The sequence below is a fragment of the Paraburkholderia sp. J67 genome (genome assembly GCF_905220265.1).
Taxonomy (GTDB): Bacteria; Pseudomonadota; Gammaproteobacteria; order Burkholderiales; family Burkholderiaceae; genus Paraburkholderia.
This window is the reverse complement of the sequence record NZ_CAJMZK010000005.1, coordinates 265,880-280,627: the sequence shown is the minus strand read 5'-3', so window position 1 is coordinate 280,627 and position 14,748 is coordinate 265,880. Positions and strand designations below refer to the sequence as shown.

The 14,748-nt window shown below is 60.8% G+C and carries 10 protein-coding genes; 4 read left to right on the top strand and 6 right to left on the bottom strand.

Annotated elements, in window-relative coordinates:
* Positions 1-202: 202 nt before the first annotated feature.
* The 5 genes from U5782_RS12825 to U5782_RS12805 form a co-directional block, all read right to left on the bottom strand.
* On the bottom strand, positions 203-1,444 hold the full coding sequence (locus U5782_RS12825; RefSeq protein WP_322044190.1) for an acyl-CoA dehydrogenase family protein: 1,242 nt from the start codon (positions 1,442-1,444) through the stop codon (positions 203-205).
* A gap of 14 nt (positions 1,445-1,458) precedes the next feature.
* Positions 1,459-2,475 carry an NrtA/SsuA/CpmA family ABC transporter substrate-binding protein gene (locus U5782_RS12820; protein ID WP_322044189.1) on the bottom strand — a complete coding sequence of 339 codons (1,017 nt, stop codon included), beginning with the start codon at positions 2,473-2,475 and terminating at the stop codon, positions 1,459-1,461.
* A gap of 32 nt (positions 2,476-2,507) precedes the next feature.
* The gene (locus U5782_RS12815; protein WP_322044188.1) at positions 2,508-3,200 is read right to left on the bottom strand and encodes an ABC transporter ATP-binding protein; all 693 of its coding nucleotides are present in this window, start codon (positions 3,198-3,200) and stop codon (positions 2,508-2,510) included.
* A complete protein-coding gene (locus U5782_RS12810) occupies positions 3,197-4,036 on the bottom strand; it encodes an ABC transporter permease subunit (RefSeq protein ID WP_322044187.1) in 840 nt (279 codons plus the stop codon). Before U5782_RS12810 ends, U5782_RS12815 begins: the two co-directional genes overlap by 4 nt.
* Positions 4,037-4,456: 420 nt before the next feature.
* The gene (locus U5782_RS12805) at positions 4,457-5,119 is read right to left on the bottom strand and encodes a cation diffusion facilitator family transporter (protein WP_322044186.1); all 663 of its coding nucleotides are present in this window, start codon (positions 5,117-5,119) and stop codon (positions 4,457-4,459) included.
* Positions 5,120-6,103: 984 nt separating this feature from the next.
* On the opposite strand from U5782_RS12805, the gene U5782_RS12800 reads away from it, so the two are divergent.
* Complete coding sequence (locus U5782_RS12800) at positions 6,104-7,630, top strand: Fic family protein (protein ID WP_322044185.1); 1,527 nt, start codon at positions 6,104-6,106, stop codon at positions 7,628-7,630.
* 165 nt (positions 7,631-7,795) lie between these two features.
* On the opposite strand, the gene U5782_RS12795 is transcribed toward U5782_RS12800, so the two are convergent.
* Positions 7,796-8,209, bottom strand: coding sequence for a hypothetical protein (locus U5782_RS12795; protein WP_322044184.1), 414 nt, complete (start codon positions 8,207-8,209; stop codon positions 7,796-7,798).
* 164 nt (positions 8,210-8,373) lie between these two features.
* Here U5782_RS12795 and U5782_RS12790 point away from each other — a divergent pair, with 164 nt between their 5' ends.
* The 3 genes from U5782_RS12790 (at position 8,374) to U5782_RS12780 (ending at position 14,732) form a co-directional block, all read left to right on the top strand.
* Positions 8,374-9,144 (top strand): TraB/GumN family protein, encoded by a 771-nt coding sequence (locus tag U5782_RS12790; protein ID WP_322044183.1) that lies wholly within the window; start codon positions 8,374-8,376, stop codon positions 9,142-9,144.
* A gap of 57 nt (positions 9,145-9,201) precedes the next feature.
* The gene (locus U5782_RS12785) at positions 9,202-10,944 is read left to right on the top strand and encodes a serine hydrolase domain-containing protein (RefSeq protein ID WP_322044182.1); all 1,743 of its coding nucleotides are present in this window, start codon (positions 9,202-9,204) and stop codon (positions 10,942-10,944) included.
* 662 nt (positions 10,945-11,606) lie between these two features.
* Positions 11,607-14,732, top strand: a complete 3,126-nt coding sequence (locus tag U5782_RS12780) for a hypothetical protein (protein WP_322044181.1) — start codon at positions 11,607-11,609, stop codon at positions 14,730-14,732.
* Positions 14,733-14,748: the final 16 nt, after the last annotated feature.

Below are 14,748 nucleotides of genomic sequence, written 5' to 3'. Positions count from 1 at the left end.
TCCGTAGGGAGGGGCTGGGCTCGTGCGTTCGAGCAGCATGGATGGCGATTACAGCAGACAAGACCCGCGCGCCCTACCAATGACGAGGAAATAGCTTATTCCTGAGTGATGAACCGCTTGCCGCACGGCCGCGCCGGCGCGATCGCGGCGAATCGACGCAGTCGGTGCGGGCCGTGTTGCCTCACTCCGCGTATCGCCAATATCAGAAGAACGCGCCCGTGGGCGGCAACTGTCCGCTCAACAGGTTCTGGCCAAGCAGCCGCTCCTTGTAGAGCCGCGGATTGTGCGAGGCGATCACCTTGATGTTGCGCCAGTGCCGGTCGAGCGCGGCGACACTCGAGACGGCCGAGCCCGAGCCCAGGTCGATTAGCCAGCTGGCGACCTGGGGCGCGAGATCGTCGATTACGACCTTGGCTTCCGACGCGGCGAGCGTTGCCGCGAGCGTGCCCGCATATTCGTCGCGCGAGCCCCGGCTGTCCGACGCGCGTTGCAATGCCTGCACGGCGCGCTCCGCGCTGGCCTCGATGCTCGCGGCGTAAGCGCGGATGCGTCCCAGCAAGGCCTGCAAGGCAGGTTCATCGGCGGGCTGAGCGGCGTCGCCGTGGTAGAAGTTGCGCTTGCGCGCGCGCAGCACCTCCACCGCATCGAGCACCACACGCCGCACGATGCCGGCGATGCAGTTGGTGAGATAGACCTGGTGGAAGGTGAAGCCCCAGGGCGCGGCCTCGGGCGCTTGCTCCGGGTCGGGCGGATAGACGTGCGCGGGCTGTACCACGACCTCGCGAAACCGCGCCGTGCCGGAGCCGGTCAGGCGCTGGCCGAAGCCCTGCCAGTCGTCGTCGCTCGACACGCCTTCGCCGCGTTCGAACACGTATTGCACGGTGCGGTTCTCGCGGCCTTCGATCGCCACCCCGACGAAGGCGTCGTTGTAGAGATTGCCGGTCGCGTAGACCTTGTCGCCCGAGCCCACGTACACCTGCCTGCCAGCGTCCCACTCCAGGCGGCTCAGAACGCGGCTGGAACGCGCGCCGGCTGCCGTTGCATCGCTATCGGCGAAGCTGAGCCCGACCGTCTTGCGCCGACGCGCGAGCTCGAGCACGTGAGCGTGAAAGGGATGATCGCGACGGGGCAGCGCCGCTTCGATTTGCCAGAGGTGATTGCGAAACGCGTGAGCGATGTTCGAGTCGGCCGCGGCAACGTCGCGTGCGAGCGCAAACAGCTCGCCGAGCGAGAGGCCGTGGCCGCCCTCATCGGCACTCAGGCGCGCCGCGCCGAAGCCGAGCGCTTTGAGCGTGTCGATTTCGGCGTGCGGCAGGCGTTGTTCGCGCTCGCGGGTGGCCGCCGTCGCGGCGATCTCTTCAAGCACGGAGGAGAAACCGAGCGACGCCGCCAACCGCGAAACAAGCGTAACCGCTCCGGCTGATTGCGTGGAAATGTCGGACATACGAGTACCTGGCATCACACCTTCACGCTGTAATCGGCGACCTTGATCGGCGCGTTGATGATCTTGCGTTGCGCGAGCCAGTCGGCGGCGCGCTGGAACTGCGCCATGAAGGCGGCGTCGTCAGGCTCGTGGAACTGGTTGACGCGCTTGAGGCTGGCCAGATAGTCGCGCACCTGATCGGGATATTTCGCTTCACGTTGCACCAGCGCTTCCGATTCCGCCGGATGCTGCGATTGCCACGCGCCTTCCACGTAGTACGCGTCGAGCACGGCGCGCACGAGTTCGGAGTTTTCCTCGGTGAACTTGCGGCGCGACACCAGCGAGCTGTAATCGATCAGGAAGTCGAGATCGCGCCCCTCGTTGAAGATATCCTTCGCGTCGTTCGCGTGACGCGCGATATCCACGGCCGGCGACCACATCGACCATGCGTCCACACGTCCCTGAGCGAAGGCGGGCGCCGCATCGGGCGGATTCAGATAGACGAATTCCACCTTGCTGCGATCGACATGGTATTTCTCCAGCGCCGCAATCAGCAGGAATTCGCCAAGACCCGAACGGTTCACTGCGACCTTGCGGCCGGCCAGATCGGCCACCGAATTGATGCCGCTGGTCTTCTTCACGATGATGGCGGTGGAGCGCGGCGAATAGACGTCGAAGCCCGTGAAGACGATGGGCGAGCCGGCCAGCATGGCGGCTAGCGCGGGGGTGGTCGATCCCCAGAAGCCGAAGTCGGCGCTGCCGCCCACCACGGCCTGGATCGACGGTGCGTGATTCGGAAACGGGCCGATCCACTCGACCTTGATGTTCTTCGCGGCCAGTGTCTTTTCGAACACGCCGCGTTGTCTGGCGATGTCGGGCAGGGCGCCATAGCCCCAGCCGATACGAACCGTGTCGGTGTTGCGCGTGAGTTTCGACGACACTTGCGCCGATCGGGCCACCTGGGCGGGAATCAGGCTTGCCGTAGCCGCGCCGGCCAGCAGTCCGCCCGCCGCGCGCAGGATCTGGCGGCGGGTCATCGGAACGTTATTCATTCGTTATCCTTTCTTTGTTGCCGTGGGGCGGTTCAATGCGATTGAACGCCGAGTTCCGCGAGTAGCGTGAGCCGCAACGATGGCGGCGTGTGATCTTTGAGGTGAAACGACGCGGCGATGCGTCCGGCGCGCATGACGAGAATGCGGTCGGCCAGCGCGAGCGCCTCGTCCACGTCGTGCGTGACGATCAGGACGCCCGGCGCGTGACGCTCGACCAGCTCCTTGACGAGGGCGTGCATCTTGATGCGCGTGAGCGCATCGAGTGCGGCAAAGGGTTCGTCGAGCAGCAAGAGCGCAGGATCGCGCACCAGTGCCCGCGCGAGCGCGACACGTTGCGCCTGCCCGCCGGAAAGATTGCGCGGCCAGTCGTGCTCGCGTCCGGCCAGACCCACTTCGGCCAGCGCGCGCGAGGCGCCTGCCTCACCGATGCTCGATTCGTGGCCCAGCGCCACGTTCTGCCACAAGTTCGCCCACGGCAGCAGCCGGTGCTCCTGAAACACGACCGATGGCCGCTCGGGCGCGCGGATCTGTCCGGCGTCCGGCGTATCGAGGCCCGCCAGCGAGCGCAGCAACGTAGTCTTGCCGCAGCCGCTTTCGCCGAGCAGCGCGACGAATTCGCCTTTGCGGATATCGAGGTCGAGCGCATCGATCACGATACGCGCGCCATAACGGCGCTGAAGCCCGCGTACCGAAACAGCCAGTGATGAAGCGACAGTCGCGCTCATGGCGTTGCTCCCTTCGTGTAATTCGCGTGCCACGACAGGAAGCGCGCTTCGAGTGCGCGAACCAGCGCGTCGGCCACCACGCCGATGATCGCGTAGATAATCATGGTGAGCAGGATGACGTTGGTCTGCAGGAACTCGCGCGCATCCATGGCGAGAAAGCCGATGCCTTTGGTGGTCGCGAGCGTTTCGGCGATCACGAGCGCAAGCCACGCATGCGCCAGCGCGTAGCGCACGCCGGTGAGGATGGCGGGCATGGCGCCCGGCAGAATGATCCGGCGCACCACAGCGGGCCAGCTCATGCCGATCACCTTGGCAAGTTCCATCAGCTTCGGGTCGATCTGGCGAATGCCGAGCATCGTGTTGATGTAGATCGGAAACAGCACGGCCAGCGCGACGAGAAAGACTTTTGCGCCTTCGCCCACGCCGAACCACACGATCACGAGCGGCAGCATGGCGAGAAACGGAATCGCGCGCACCATCTGGATCGAGCGGTCGATGAGCGCCAGCGCCAGACGCGAGAAGCCGACCAGCACGCCAAGCGCAAGCCCGATCGAGCCGCCGATCACAAAACCGCACACTGCGCGCAGCAGCGACACGCCAAGGTGGACGAACAGATCGCCATTGCGGGCCAGATTCCCTGCCGTCACGGCGACGCTGCTCGGCGCCGGCAGCACTTGCGGATCGATCCAGCCGATACGTGCAGCGAACTCCCAGAGCACGACGATCAGTGCGGGAATCCCCCATGAAAGCCAGTAGTAGAAACGATTCGTCGAGAGCCGGGTGACGCTGCGTGAGCGCAGCATGAAGCGGTTCGAAGTAGAAGTGACGTCAGCCATGTCGGTCCCGTGTGCGATGAACAGATACAACCGTCGGTAAAAAGCCGCCCATGCGGTTGGCTGCGTGGCCTTGCGCGAGCAAGGCAATGAGTGCCCTCGAAAACAGGCGTGGGAAGCATGCACGGGAAACAGCCGGCGCTTCGTTGAAGGAGTCCGCGTTGACGCGGCACGAAGCTCGGTATTAAAGACGCTCTAACGTAGCGATGACAAACGGTTTTTTATTCTTTGCTTTTTCGTTTTGCTGCGCTGGACGTCGGAAATCAGTCATGCGTTGTGCGCATGATATTTTGGCATTAAAATGTCGGGCGTAAATGTTATCGCGGTTGGATATGCGCGTAGCGCTGCGGCCGGCATATACCTAAGCGGCGGACGTGCGCGGGTAAGCCTCCACGCAAGCAGTCCGGCATGGCAAATCGCGCGTCAGGCAAAATTGCCGGCGCGAATCGTGCGGATAAATCGGCTAGCGAGCAGCCAGACAGGATTTTCCTTCTGCATGAAGCCGAACAGAAAGATCAGGCAACCGATCAGCGCAGTCGCGCTTTTATCGAAGAAGGGCGCGCCCACCAGCATGCCCATCACGCCAACCGCGGCGATACAGGAAGAAATCGAGTCCGCAACGGTATGCCGCGCGCTCGCGCGCAGCACGCCCGCATAACTCGCGTGGCCGTTTTTCTCGGCGTGGCTGGCGGTCCATTTCAAATAGCCATAGAGACCCGCCTTGACGAGAAAACTCGCCAGCGCGATCACCAGCGAAACCAGCGTGACGTGATGCTCAGCGTCGTCGCCCGAGGCGAAGGTGCCAAACACGCTGATGAGCAGGAATTCCGCGCCTACCGCCATCACCATGAGGCTGGCAAAGGCGGCTACCACGGGTAGCAGGTGTTTTCTGCGGCCGTCGGGATTGCTGTGCACCCAGAAAATCGCTGCTGCCACGAGGCCGTCGGTGACGACATCCATCAGGCTGTGCGCCCCGTCCGCGATCATGGCGTTGGAGCCCGACGTCCAGCCGGCCCATGCCTGGAAAATCATCAGCACGAGATTGACGAGCAGGGTAACGAGTGACGCTCGCTTGAGCGTTTTCATGGTGTGCACGCGCAACGAATAACCGTGGGATCGACTTGGCGAAGAGCCGCTAGCGTATCGAGGTCAGATTGCAGGCGAGTGACAACACGCGTTTGTCATGGTGCGGCGTGTAGGGTGCGGGAAGCGGCCGTTCGGGCCGCGCGTCGCGAGACATTCAGTTATCTTTATCAACGTGCCGAGTTGGCGACGACGGGGGCCATGAACATGTTCCTCCCGTTCTTTATCGAATCGATTCAGGCGATGGAGAAACGTTTCGATGGGCGAGGGAGTAAAACGGCTACGCGCACACGTTTGGTGCTCACAGTGATGTGACAGCGACACATCGAAGTCGCAGCGGTAACATCGCCGGGCCCTGCAATCGGCATCGGCATCGGCATCGGCACGGTGCTTGCTCCTCGACTGTCGCAGCCGTTGCGATCGTGAAAGTGAAACCGTGAGAAGGAGCAAGCATGAAAAAACTGGCAGCCCTGTTGGGAACGGTTGTGCTGGCGACCACGTTGAGCGGATGCTGGTGGGGACCGCCGCCGGGCGGTCCGGGTGGCGGGCCTGGCCCCGGTGGTCCGGGTGGGCCTGGCGGCCCAGGCGGTGGACCGGGCGGCCCAGGAGGGCCAGGAGGCGGCCCGCGCGGATCGATTCAGGTTCCGCATTCGTCCGCTGTTGCGTGATGGGTCGCGTCTGAGCGACGGCAATCTCGAGGACCGGAGGGCGCGATTCGCTCTCCGGTTCGACGCCTGACGCCTGGCTTCGTGAGGGTTCGCTTGCCCCTCACTCGCGCTCGTTCACCGCCCCGAAGCGCTGATTCACCACGCGCCGCCGAATCGAGCAGAACGCCGAGCGCGCCGATCACCAGCGAAGCGGCTCGAACTTCCGATTGCTGCATCCGTGAGCTGCGCCGGCGTCTCAAACGACAATTTTTCGAGAAGCCCCGCCTTTTATCGTCGTTTGCGATAATATTTCGAGACTTCTGAACGTTTTCCGAGTCTCATGGCCGATCTTGAACCTGTTGGCTACCAGCACCTTATCGAGAGCCTCAACCTGGAATCGCGGGTTCGGCCACTCGAGCACCCCGCCTGGCTCAACCGTTCCGTGAACCAGAAGGTGCGTGGCCACAATGGATTCTGGTATCCGCGCAAGACTGCGGTCGAGCCAACGCTTGTCGGCCACGTCGAATTCGCACTTCGCAATGAGGGAGTGAATCTTGAGGTGCTTGAGGCGGTGTTCGAGCACCTGCCTGAGACTGAGCTTCTACGCCGGTGGGCCGAGTCACCGAACAGCGCATTCGTACGAAGGGCATGCTTCTTTTGGGAGTGGCTGACTGGCGGGAATCTGGCCGTCGAAGGAGGCCCAACCGGTGCCTACGTCGATGCACTGCCGCAGACTGATTACTTCACGGCGGATGCCGCGCACGCAGTCCGGCACCCCAAGTTCCGGGTTCGGGACAACCTGCCAGGGAGCCGCGATTTCTGCCCGCTCGTGAGACGCGATGTGCTGGCGGATGGACCGTCGCTGGAAGAGTTGCTGGATGAGGCGAGCTTGACGCTGGAGCGGGTCACCGACGCAACCCTCTATGAGCGCGCGGTGCGCTACCTGTTCCTTTCCGAGACCCGCAGCAGTTACAGCATTGAACGGGAAACGGCCAGCGGTAGCAAGGGCGAGCGCTTTGTCCAGCTTCTCGCCCGGGCCGGCGAGGAAGAGCGTATTACCGAGGACTGGCTTATCGACCTGCAGAACGTGATCGTCAGGGATGCCTACGCCCAGGAAGCGTCGTACCGGACGAAACAGAACTGGCTCGAGGATGGAACGGGGCGCGTCACGTTTTTTCCGCCACCGCCCGATGAGCTCCCGCGCGCCATGCAAGGATGGGGGGCCTTCATCAACGAGCAGCCCGACGCTGGCGGATACCGGTGCGCGAACGCGCTCGTGCGGTGTGCCTGTGCGGCCTTTGGATTTGTCTACCTGCATCCCTTTCTGGATGGGAATGGGCGTATCCACCGCTTTCTGATTCACCATGTGATCAATGCCACCAGGCGATTGAAGGGCGGGGCCATCGTGCCTGTTTCAGCCGTCTTCAAGCGCCATGAAGACGCGTACCTTGGTGCGCTGAACGGCTTCTCCCGCCCGACCACGCGGCTGTGGCGATATTCGCCCGGCGAGGACGCACCGCACATCATTTCGTCACCGGGTGGGCGGCCGTACCGATTCTTCGACGCGACAGCAGAAGTCCGATTCCTGCACCGCATGCTCATCGAGGCCGTGCGGACGGAGTTGCCACGCGAGTTGCACTGGCTGAGCGGATTTGACTCCGCGTTTGAGCAACTGAACGGCGAACTCAATCTTCCCCGCCCGGACCTGTCGGCACTCATCCGCATGGTGCATTCGAATAACGGAAAGCTGTCGTCGAACAAACGCAAGTCGTACCCGCATCTACCCGATGAGGTCATTGTCCGCATCGAAGAGGTGGTCCGCGAGGCTTTCAACTCGGCATCGGAGCACAAGGGCAGTGAGGGCTAGTTGTCCTGGCCCGGGGGACGGCAAACCACGCCATGCCTCTGGCAGCGATCGTTTTTCGAGGACTAAGCGCCGATGGCGAGGTGGATTGAAGAACTTTCGATCAATGCGACAGAATTTCGGGACTTAGCCGCGATTTCGACGTAAACGTCGCGGCTTGGGCTAGCCCTAAGCTTCAACGCGAGCACTGCGCTCCAGGTGCGTTTCCCCCTCTGCGATCAAGTCGGCGGCCGTCTCCAGTACCTCGGCTAGCCTGAACAGCAATTGGTCGCGCCACTCATCGTCGTCTTCGGACGGCGAAGGCTTCGCAAGGCTCTCGATGAGCGAGTTGGCCGTTTCAAGAAAAGGGAGCGAACGGTGGTAGTTCAGCACGGCCGCCGTTGCGTCATCCGTTGCGCCCTTCAGCACGCTCAAGTACTCGTCGGTGTGATCCGTTGGCGGCGATTGCATTGCCGCAGCCAACTGGTCAATGCGTGACTGTCCCAGAGAGCTGAGCAGCAGGGCGCGCTGCTGGAGGTTTGCATACTGGCCTCGGAGTTCGGTTTCACTGGGCATTGCGGTATCTGCTGGTTCGATGTTCATGGGCGGCATTTTACGGCATCACTCTGAAACGGCTCACCATTCGCCGCTCGTTGGCTCATTCCCGCCGACAATGGCGCTTCTCCGGGAAGGCGAGGCTTTGCGCGGGTTACACTAGCCGGCGCGTACCGATCGACGACGGCCTGAACAGGCATCCTTTCAAGACAATGCTCTGGAAAATCAAAGACTCGAATACCTACATTCTCGGCTCCGTTCATCTGTCCAACACTTCGAACCTGCAGTTTTCGAACGTCGTGGAGCGGGTTTTTGCGGAATCTACCCAGGTGATTTTCGAGGCTGATCAGAGGCTGGCGCCCGATCCGCTGCTATTGATGTCGCCACCGGGCGTGCTGCTCGATAGTCTCATTCCGAAGGCGCTATTGCGCAACGTTCGCGAGCACTGGCTACGACTCGGACTTCCAGAAGAAAATCTGCTGAAACTACGACCCGTCGTGGTCGGGATCACCTTGCAAGTTCTGGAAGCCGCGCGTCACAGCTATGTCGTAACACTTGGCGTCGACACGGTTCTTCGCGAACGGGCAGAAAAGGCAGGAAAGGAAATTCGCTATCTTGAGAAAATAAATGATCAGTTCAGTCTGTTGGCTGGCATTGCGCAGAATGAACAGATTTCATTTCTCAGCCATATCGCTAACCAGGCCGATGCGGGTTTTTCGGAGATCGTTAATATGATCTCGGCATGGCACGGTGGTGATATTCAATATTTCGAAGGTCTCCTGGACCAGCGAAGAAAGGATTGGCCTCAGATGGTTAATGATGTGCTGACGAAACGCAATATGAATTGGGCGCGACAGATCGCGGATCTAGCGAAAGCTTCCGAGCATAATCTGGTAGTTGTCGGCGCATTGCATCTTATCGGCGAGACTGGCCTCCCAACGCTCATGCATCAATATGGACTGACGCTCGTAGCGATGCCTTGATCATGGTATCCACGGCGTGGTAGATCGACCCATTTGAATAAGTAACCGGGAGATGTCATGCTCGACGCGAATCCGTTCCCGACCGGCGCTTTCGAAGGTCGACTCGGGACCGTGCTTGTACGATTCAATCTCAGCGTTGGCCCCGACGACCGACTGGCCGTAACAATTGATAGCCCACATCAGGGCGCGTACGCAATACCTTGCGATTCCGTCTCGATTCGAGACGCCACGCTAGCCTTCACGGTCCCTTCGATTCAGGCGTCGTGGTCCGGGACGTTTCTTGAAGGCGACCGCACCCTCTCGGGCATCTGGACGCAAACGACGGCGTCGTCGCTTGTGCTGACCCGCGACACCTTTGAACCCGCAATGCTGCCACCTCCTGTTGACGGCATCTGGCTCGGGACCCTGTCGCTGGAAGATGAACGGCTTCGAATCCAGCTTGTTATCAGGACAGACGCCAATGGCGTGACGCGTGTTCGGCTCGACAGCGTCGATCAGCATGCCGCGGAGCTGGAGGGCGCGATGGCTTCGCTCGATAGCGACCGGTTCTCGTTCGAAGTGCCGTCGATCAGAGGGCGCTGGGAGGGGCAGCTACAAAACGACGCCCAGACTCTGCAAGGAACCTGGCGACAGCTTAAAACCCGGCCACTGAACTTCAAACGACAAGCCGCGTTGATTCCCATCGAACCGCGCCCGATGCCCCGCATGTTGCCCGCCCGGCCACCTGTGCCGATCGACGACCTCGATGCCCTGTTGAAGGTCGACATGGCGGAGTCTCTTGCAAAAGGCTGGCTCTGCGAATCCAGACAAGGCGCACTCGCGATAGGCGTGATGCGCGCCGGCAAGCGGGTTGTGCTCACATACGGCGCGGCCACACCAGAATCACTGTTCGAAATCGGCTCGGTCACGAAGCCGTTCACTGGTCTTTTGCTGGCGCAGTTGTCGCTGCAAGGTCGTGTTGCGCTGGACGAATCGGTCGACACGTTTTTAGGCAGGCAATCAGCGATGAAAGAGGGCGAGGTTCCCATCAGCCTTCTCGATTTGTCGACGCACCATTCCGGCCTACCGCGGTTGCCCGAAAACATGACGCCCGCCGATCCCGCGAATCCCTACGCGGACTACGACGAACCGAAGCTTCTCGAATACCTGTCCAGTATCAGGCTCGTGCGCGCGGCGCAGACCGAATTCGAATACAGCAACCTTGGCGTGGGTCTGCTCGGATACTTGCTTTCGAAACGCGCCGGCATGGCTTTCCTTGACTTGCTCAGCCAGCAAATCCTGGAGCCCCTGGACATGCGCGAGACCTTTATCGATGCGCCCGCTTCTTCCCAGGAGCATTGCATCCAGGGCAGAAACCGAAAGGGCAAAGCCGTCCCCGCGTGGGACCTTGGCGTCCTTGCGGGCGCCGGCGGCATACGCTCGACGGCTTCCGACATGCTGACGTTTCTCGCTGCCTTTCTCGATCCTGAGCGCGTTAGCCCGAGAGGCGGGTTGCCAGGCGAAACCCTCGGCGCCGCACTGGTTGAAGCGCAACTCGCGCGAGCCGATGCGCCCGGCTCGAGCATCTGTCTTGGATGGAGCCGGTACGGCGACCCCGAGACATATGGCCACAGCGGGGCGACTGACGGATTCTCGAGCCACTGCTCTTTCAGCCATGACGACGAGACTGCCATCATCGTGCTCACGAATAGCGGCCCCAACGGTACCGCGTCGATGGCGGCCAACATGCATGCCTACGTGTTGGCCAGGCTTCGCGGCAAGGACGCACCCCTGCCTCCCGACTGTTCGCTGGGCGCCTGAACGCGATTGTTCAGGATTCTCTTGTGCGGATTTCGTTGTCGAGTCGATTAGTATTGCCAGGAACTACGCGATTCAGTTGATCACCCCGGTGTTGTTTCGCATGCGTTTGGAAGTGAGGCACCAGGCATCCATCGGTACGCTTTTCAAGCGCCTTATGTCTTCATCAGTTGATAGTTTTTATTAAATAAATTGGTTTCTATTATTGATTTTCAATAATTAAAAGGATTGCAAACCAGTGCAGGAAAATTGACATTCTTTAGGTGTCGCCTATATTGTCCTGACGCGTCGAATGGCGCGTGTCTATGAAGCCGGTACACGAATCGGCACGATCGCCAACTGTCGGGCGTCGTTTATAGATGCATTTGATAACGCCGCCAGAGGAGTCAGGCTGCGTGCCACGGCGCGTTGCTGTGGGAGCTACGCAGTCGCCGTTGCACTCTGGATTGCGCATTTTCGGGGGAGGGGTGATCGTGCATTCACTGCCCAGTCTGGAAAGCGAAAGACCTGTGCGGGCGTGGCGCCATCGAATTTCTCATTCACTGATTGCCGGTAGGCTAATAGTCGCTTCCTGCCTGTTGGGAGGGACAGCGGCCAATGCCACGGATGCGTGTATACCCGCATCATCGTCTGTCAACACGATGTGTGACGTTAGCGCAACCGAGTTGGCGAATGCGATCAAGCGCTATCCGGCGGCCGCAATCGCACCTATGCTCGCGAAGGATGCCCCGCCCCCTGGCGAGGTAGAAAAGAACGCTCCCACCGATGAAGCAGCGGCCACGCAAACCGTAGGGGGTGTACGCCTGTTTCCGCGTAACGAGCAGTGTTTTCCGACCGAGACGCGAAATATTTTTAGCGAGGTCGACAAAGTCGTTGCAGGCGACGATCCGACGCTGCGCCCAATGGACTGGTCCGATGGGCACACCACTTCCAGGACCGCACGATCCGCCATCATGGGGCAGAACACCTGGATGCTGTGGGGCGAGGGCAATGAAGCATTCTGGGGCTGGGTGCAGGAGAATGGGTACGGCATCGCGGACTTTCTCGTCCTGCTGGATTCGAAGAACCGGGCGCATCGTTTCAGGGACGGCGGCTTGATCAATCAGCCCGGCATGGTGGAGCGCGACACGCCCCTGGCCGGGCTGGGTCTTTACATCGACGGACCTGACGGTGACAAGGTCAAAATGCATGCGCCGGGCAATGATGTCGATGCGGACGGCAAAGCCGTGGAGCGTCCGAAAATGCCCAGGGACCCGGCGCACGATCACACGACGTTCTTCGAAATCGGCGACCAGGCGCTGTATGACCAGGCAATCGCGCAACTCGGTGACGATGGCGTTGACCCGCTTATCTACGGTTATCCCTCCGGTGTCGTCGGTCTGCGGCTATTTCCGAATCCGGATTTCTTCGGCAAGTCGACCGCCGCGCAGCAAGCACGCGAGCACTGGAACGAACAGGTCGTCAGCGATCAGGGCAAGAGGTACTACTCGACCGATCCACGGGACGCTGATTTTCACGCCGATCCATTGCTCGTGCGGCCATTTCGCGTCAGCATGGCATGCGCATTCTGTCATGTCGGCCCGCATCCACTCTCCACACCGAAGGATGCAGAGCATCCCGAATGGGGCGATATGTCGAGCATGATTGGCAATCAATACTGGCTGCCATCGAACGCTTTTACGAATCTGAAAACGCCGGATAGCTTTCTCTGGCAATTCGTGGCGAGCCAGCAGCCAGGGACCATCGACACGTCGCTGGTGGCGACGGACCACATCAATAATCCGAATACGATCAACGCCATTTTTGAAGTGAACGCACGCCTTGCTCGCGCTGCCATTAATCCACCGGAAGCGCAAAGCAAGAGCAATCTGATGATGCGCGGCATCGAGGACAAACCGCTTTTCACGCTCGACCCGCGCCACACGCCGCGCGTCTTGCTCGATGGTGCTGACAGCATCGGCATTGAAGGTGCGTTATTGCGGGTTTATCTCAACATCGGCGCTTATTCGGAGCAATGGCGCAGGGTGCAGAACACGATTGTTGGCTTTGCGCCGCAGCGGCCATTCGATATTTCGACTATCAAGGCCCGGTCGGTCTACTGGAACACGACCGAACACTTCCGGGTGGAGGAGCTGGAGAATTTTTTCACCTATATCACGCAATCCGGAGCCACGGTAGCCCAGCCAATGAAGCTCGCTTCGACCGAAGAGGGCCTCGCGCGAATTAATGCCAGCAAGGCAGATAGCGATAAAGGTCGCGAGGTTTTCATTCGCAATTGCGCAATTTGCCATTCGAGCAAGCAGCCTCCCAATTTGCCAATTACATTTTCGCGCGGCTGGCGTACGGCAAACGCGAGCGCCCAAGGCGGTATCACGCTGCCCATGGATTTCGCCGATTGGGATGCCTTCAAGCTGAGCGCACCCTGGCTCGCTTATGTGGACCGGCTCGAAAAATATATCGCGACACAACCGAATGGAGGGCAGGACTTCTTCGAGGAGAATAACTATCTTTCGACCGATGTACGCATACCCATCACCCTTGTCGGCAGCAATTCGCAGCGCGCGGTGGGCACCAATGCGATGCGCGGCCAGGTCTGGGACAACTTCTCGTCGGAAACGTACAAGTCGCTCCCGGCCGTCGGATTGGTCCACTTCTTCAATCCATTCAAGGATACGGGAGCCGTCGACAGGTGGGGTAACAACGACGAATACGCGCCGCCGGGCGGAGGACCGGGTTACTACCGGCCAGCCTCGCTTGTCAGCGTGTGGGCGACGGCGCCATTTCTGCACAACAATGCGCTCGGTCTCTATGACCGGGATCCGTCGGTGGACGGACGCCTCAAGGCATACGACGACGCAATCGACAAGCTACTCGACAATAGCAGGCGTGCCGTCGTCGGTGCGGCCGCGCATGGCGCTGCGCGGCGGGTGAACGTTTATCCCGCTGAAAAAGAGGCGTTCTGTCATGAAAATCCCACTGATCAGAGCCTGGAATGCAGCGCGCTGCGAGGCGATTTCCGCCAATCTTTCGCAGCGGCAGGCATTGCTGATCAACGTGGATTCAGGGACGTCGGTTTTATCTACAGGACGACGAAGGATTCCTGGATCGACTTCGCCCCGCGATTCATCAAGCCGCTGATCACCGGCGTGCTGGGTGAGCGCTGGACGTCGTTCCTGTTCATCTATATCTGGCTGTTGTTGGCGCTGATTGCCGTGGTCCTGATTTTCGTGGGGCAACCGCGCCTCGCAGGCGGCTTGCTAGCTTTGCTCGTGGCGGGGCTGGCGACGCTGCTGCGCGTGTCGGGTATCGATACCATTTACCCGTGGCTATGGGTCGTTCCTCTCGTCTTCCTCGGCCTCGTGGTGGCGTTTTTCCGCTTCCCCAACGCGTTGCGTTGCGCACGCGTGTTCTTCGCTGCGAGCGCCGTGGGGTTCATCGTCATGGGCGGCGTAGGGAAGGCATTTATCGATGGCCGTCTTATCGGCATCGACATCGGTCCGATTCCGCGCGGCACGCCGGTGAATCTGCTCATGAACATCAATCCTGATGCGCCCACCGTGGACCTCATCAATGCGGTGACTGCGCTCACGCGCGGGGTATTGCTGGTGCGCCGCGACGACCCGAAGGACGGCAGTTTCAAGGCGCTCGACGAGTTTCAGCAGGAAGCCGGACCGGCGCTGCTCAAAGCGAGCAAGTGTCCCGACTTCGTGCTGGATCGGGGCCACTGGTTTGGCGAGTCGCTTCCCGCTAGTGAAAAGCAACAGCTGAAGGCCTTCCTCGAAACGCTCTGACTTGCCACCTTCGTCG

What these genes read in the sequence shown, in the direction of transcription:
- U5782_RS12810 (WP_322044187.1), bottom strand. Translation starts at nt 4,036, where the DNA reads ATGGCTGACGTCACTTCTACTTCGAACCGCTTCATGCTGCGCTCACGC.
- U5782_RS12790 (WP_322044183.1), top strand. Translation starts at nt 8,374, where the DNA reads ATGCTCTGGAAAATCAAAGACTCGAATACCTACATTCTCGGCTCCGTT.
- U5782_RS12820 (WP_322044189.1), bottom strand. Translation starts at nt 2,475, where the DNA reads ATGAATAACGTTCCGATGACCCGCCGCCAGATCCTGCGCGCGGCGGGC.
- U5782_RS12825 (WP_322044190.1), bottom strand. Translation starts at nt 1,444, where the DNA reads ATGTCCGACATTTCCACGCAATCAGCCGGAGCGGTTACGCTTGTTTCG.
- U5782_RS12785 (WP_322044182.1), top strand. Translation starts at nt 9,202, where the DNA reads ATGCTCGACGCGAATCCGTTCCCGACCGGCGCTTTCGAAGGTCGACTC.
- U5782_RS12805 (WP_322044186.1), bottom strand. Translation starts at nt 5,119, where the DNA reads ATGAAAACGCTCAAGCGAGCGTCACTCGTTACCCTGCTCGTCAATCTC.
- U5782_RS12800 (WP_322044185.1), top strand. Translation starts at nt 6,104, where the DNA reads ATGGCCGATCTTGAACCTGTTGGCTACCAGCACCTTATCGAGAGCCTC.
- U5782_RS12815 (WP_322044188.1), bottom strand. Translation starts at nt 3,200, where the DNA reads ATGAGCGCGACTGTCGCTTCATCACTGGCTGTTTCGGTACGCGGGCTT.
- U5782_RS12795 (WP_322044184.1), bottom strand. Translation starts at nt 8,209, where the DNA reads ATGAACATCGAACCAGCAGATACCGCAATGCCCAGTGAAACCGAACTC.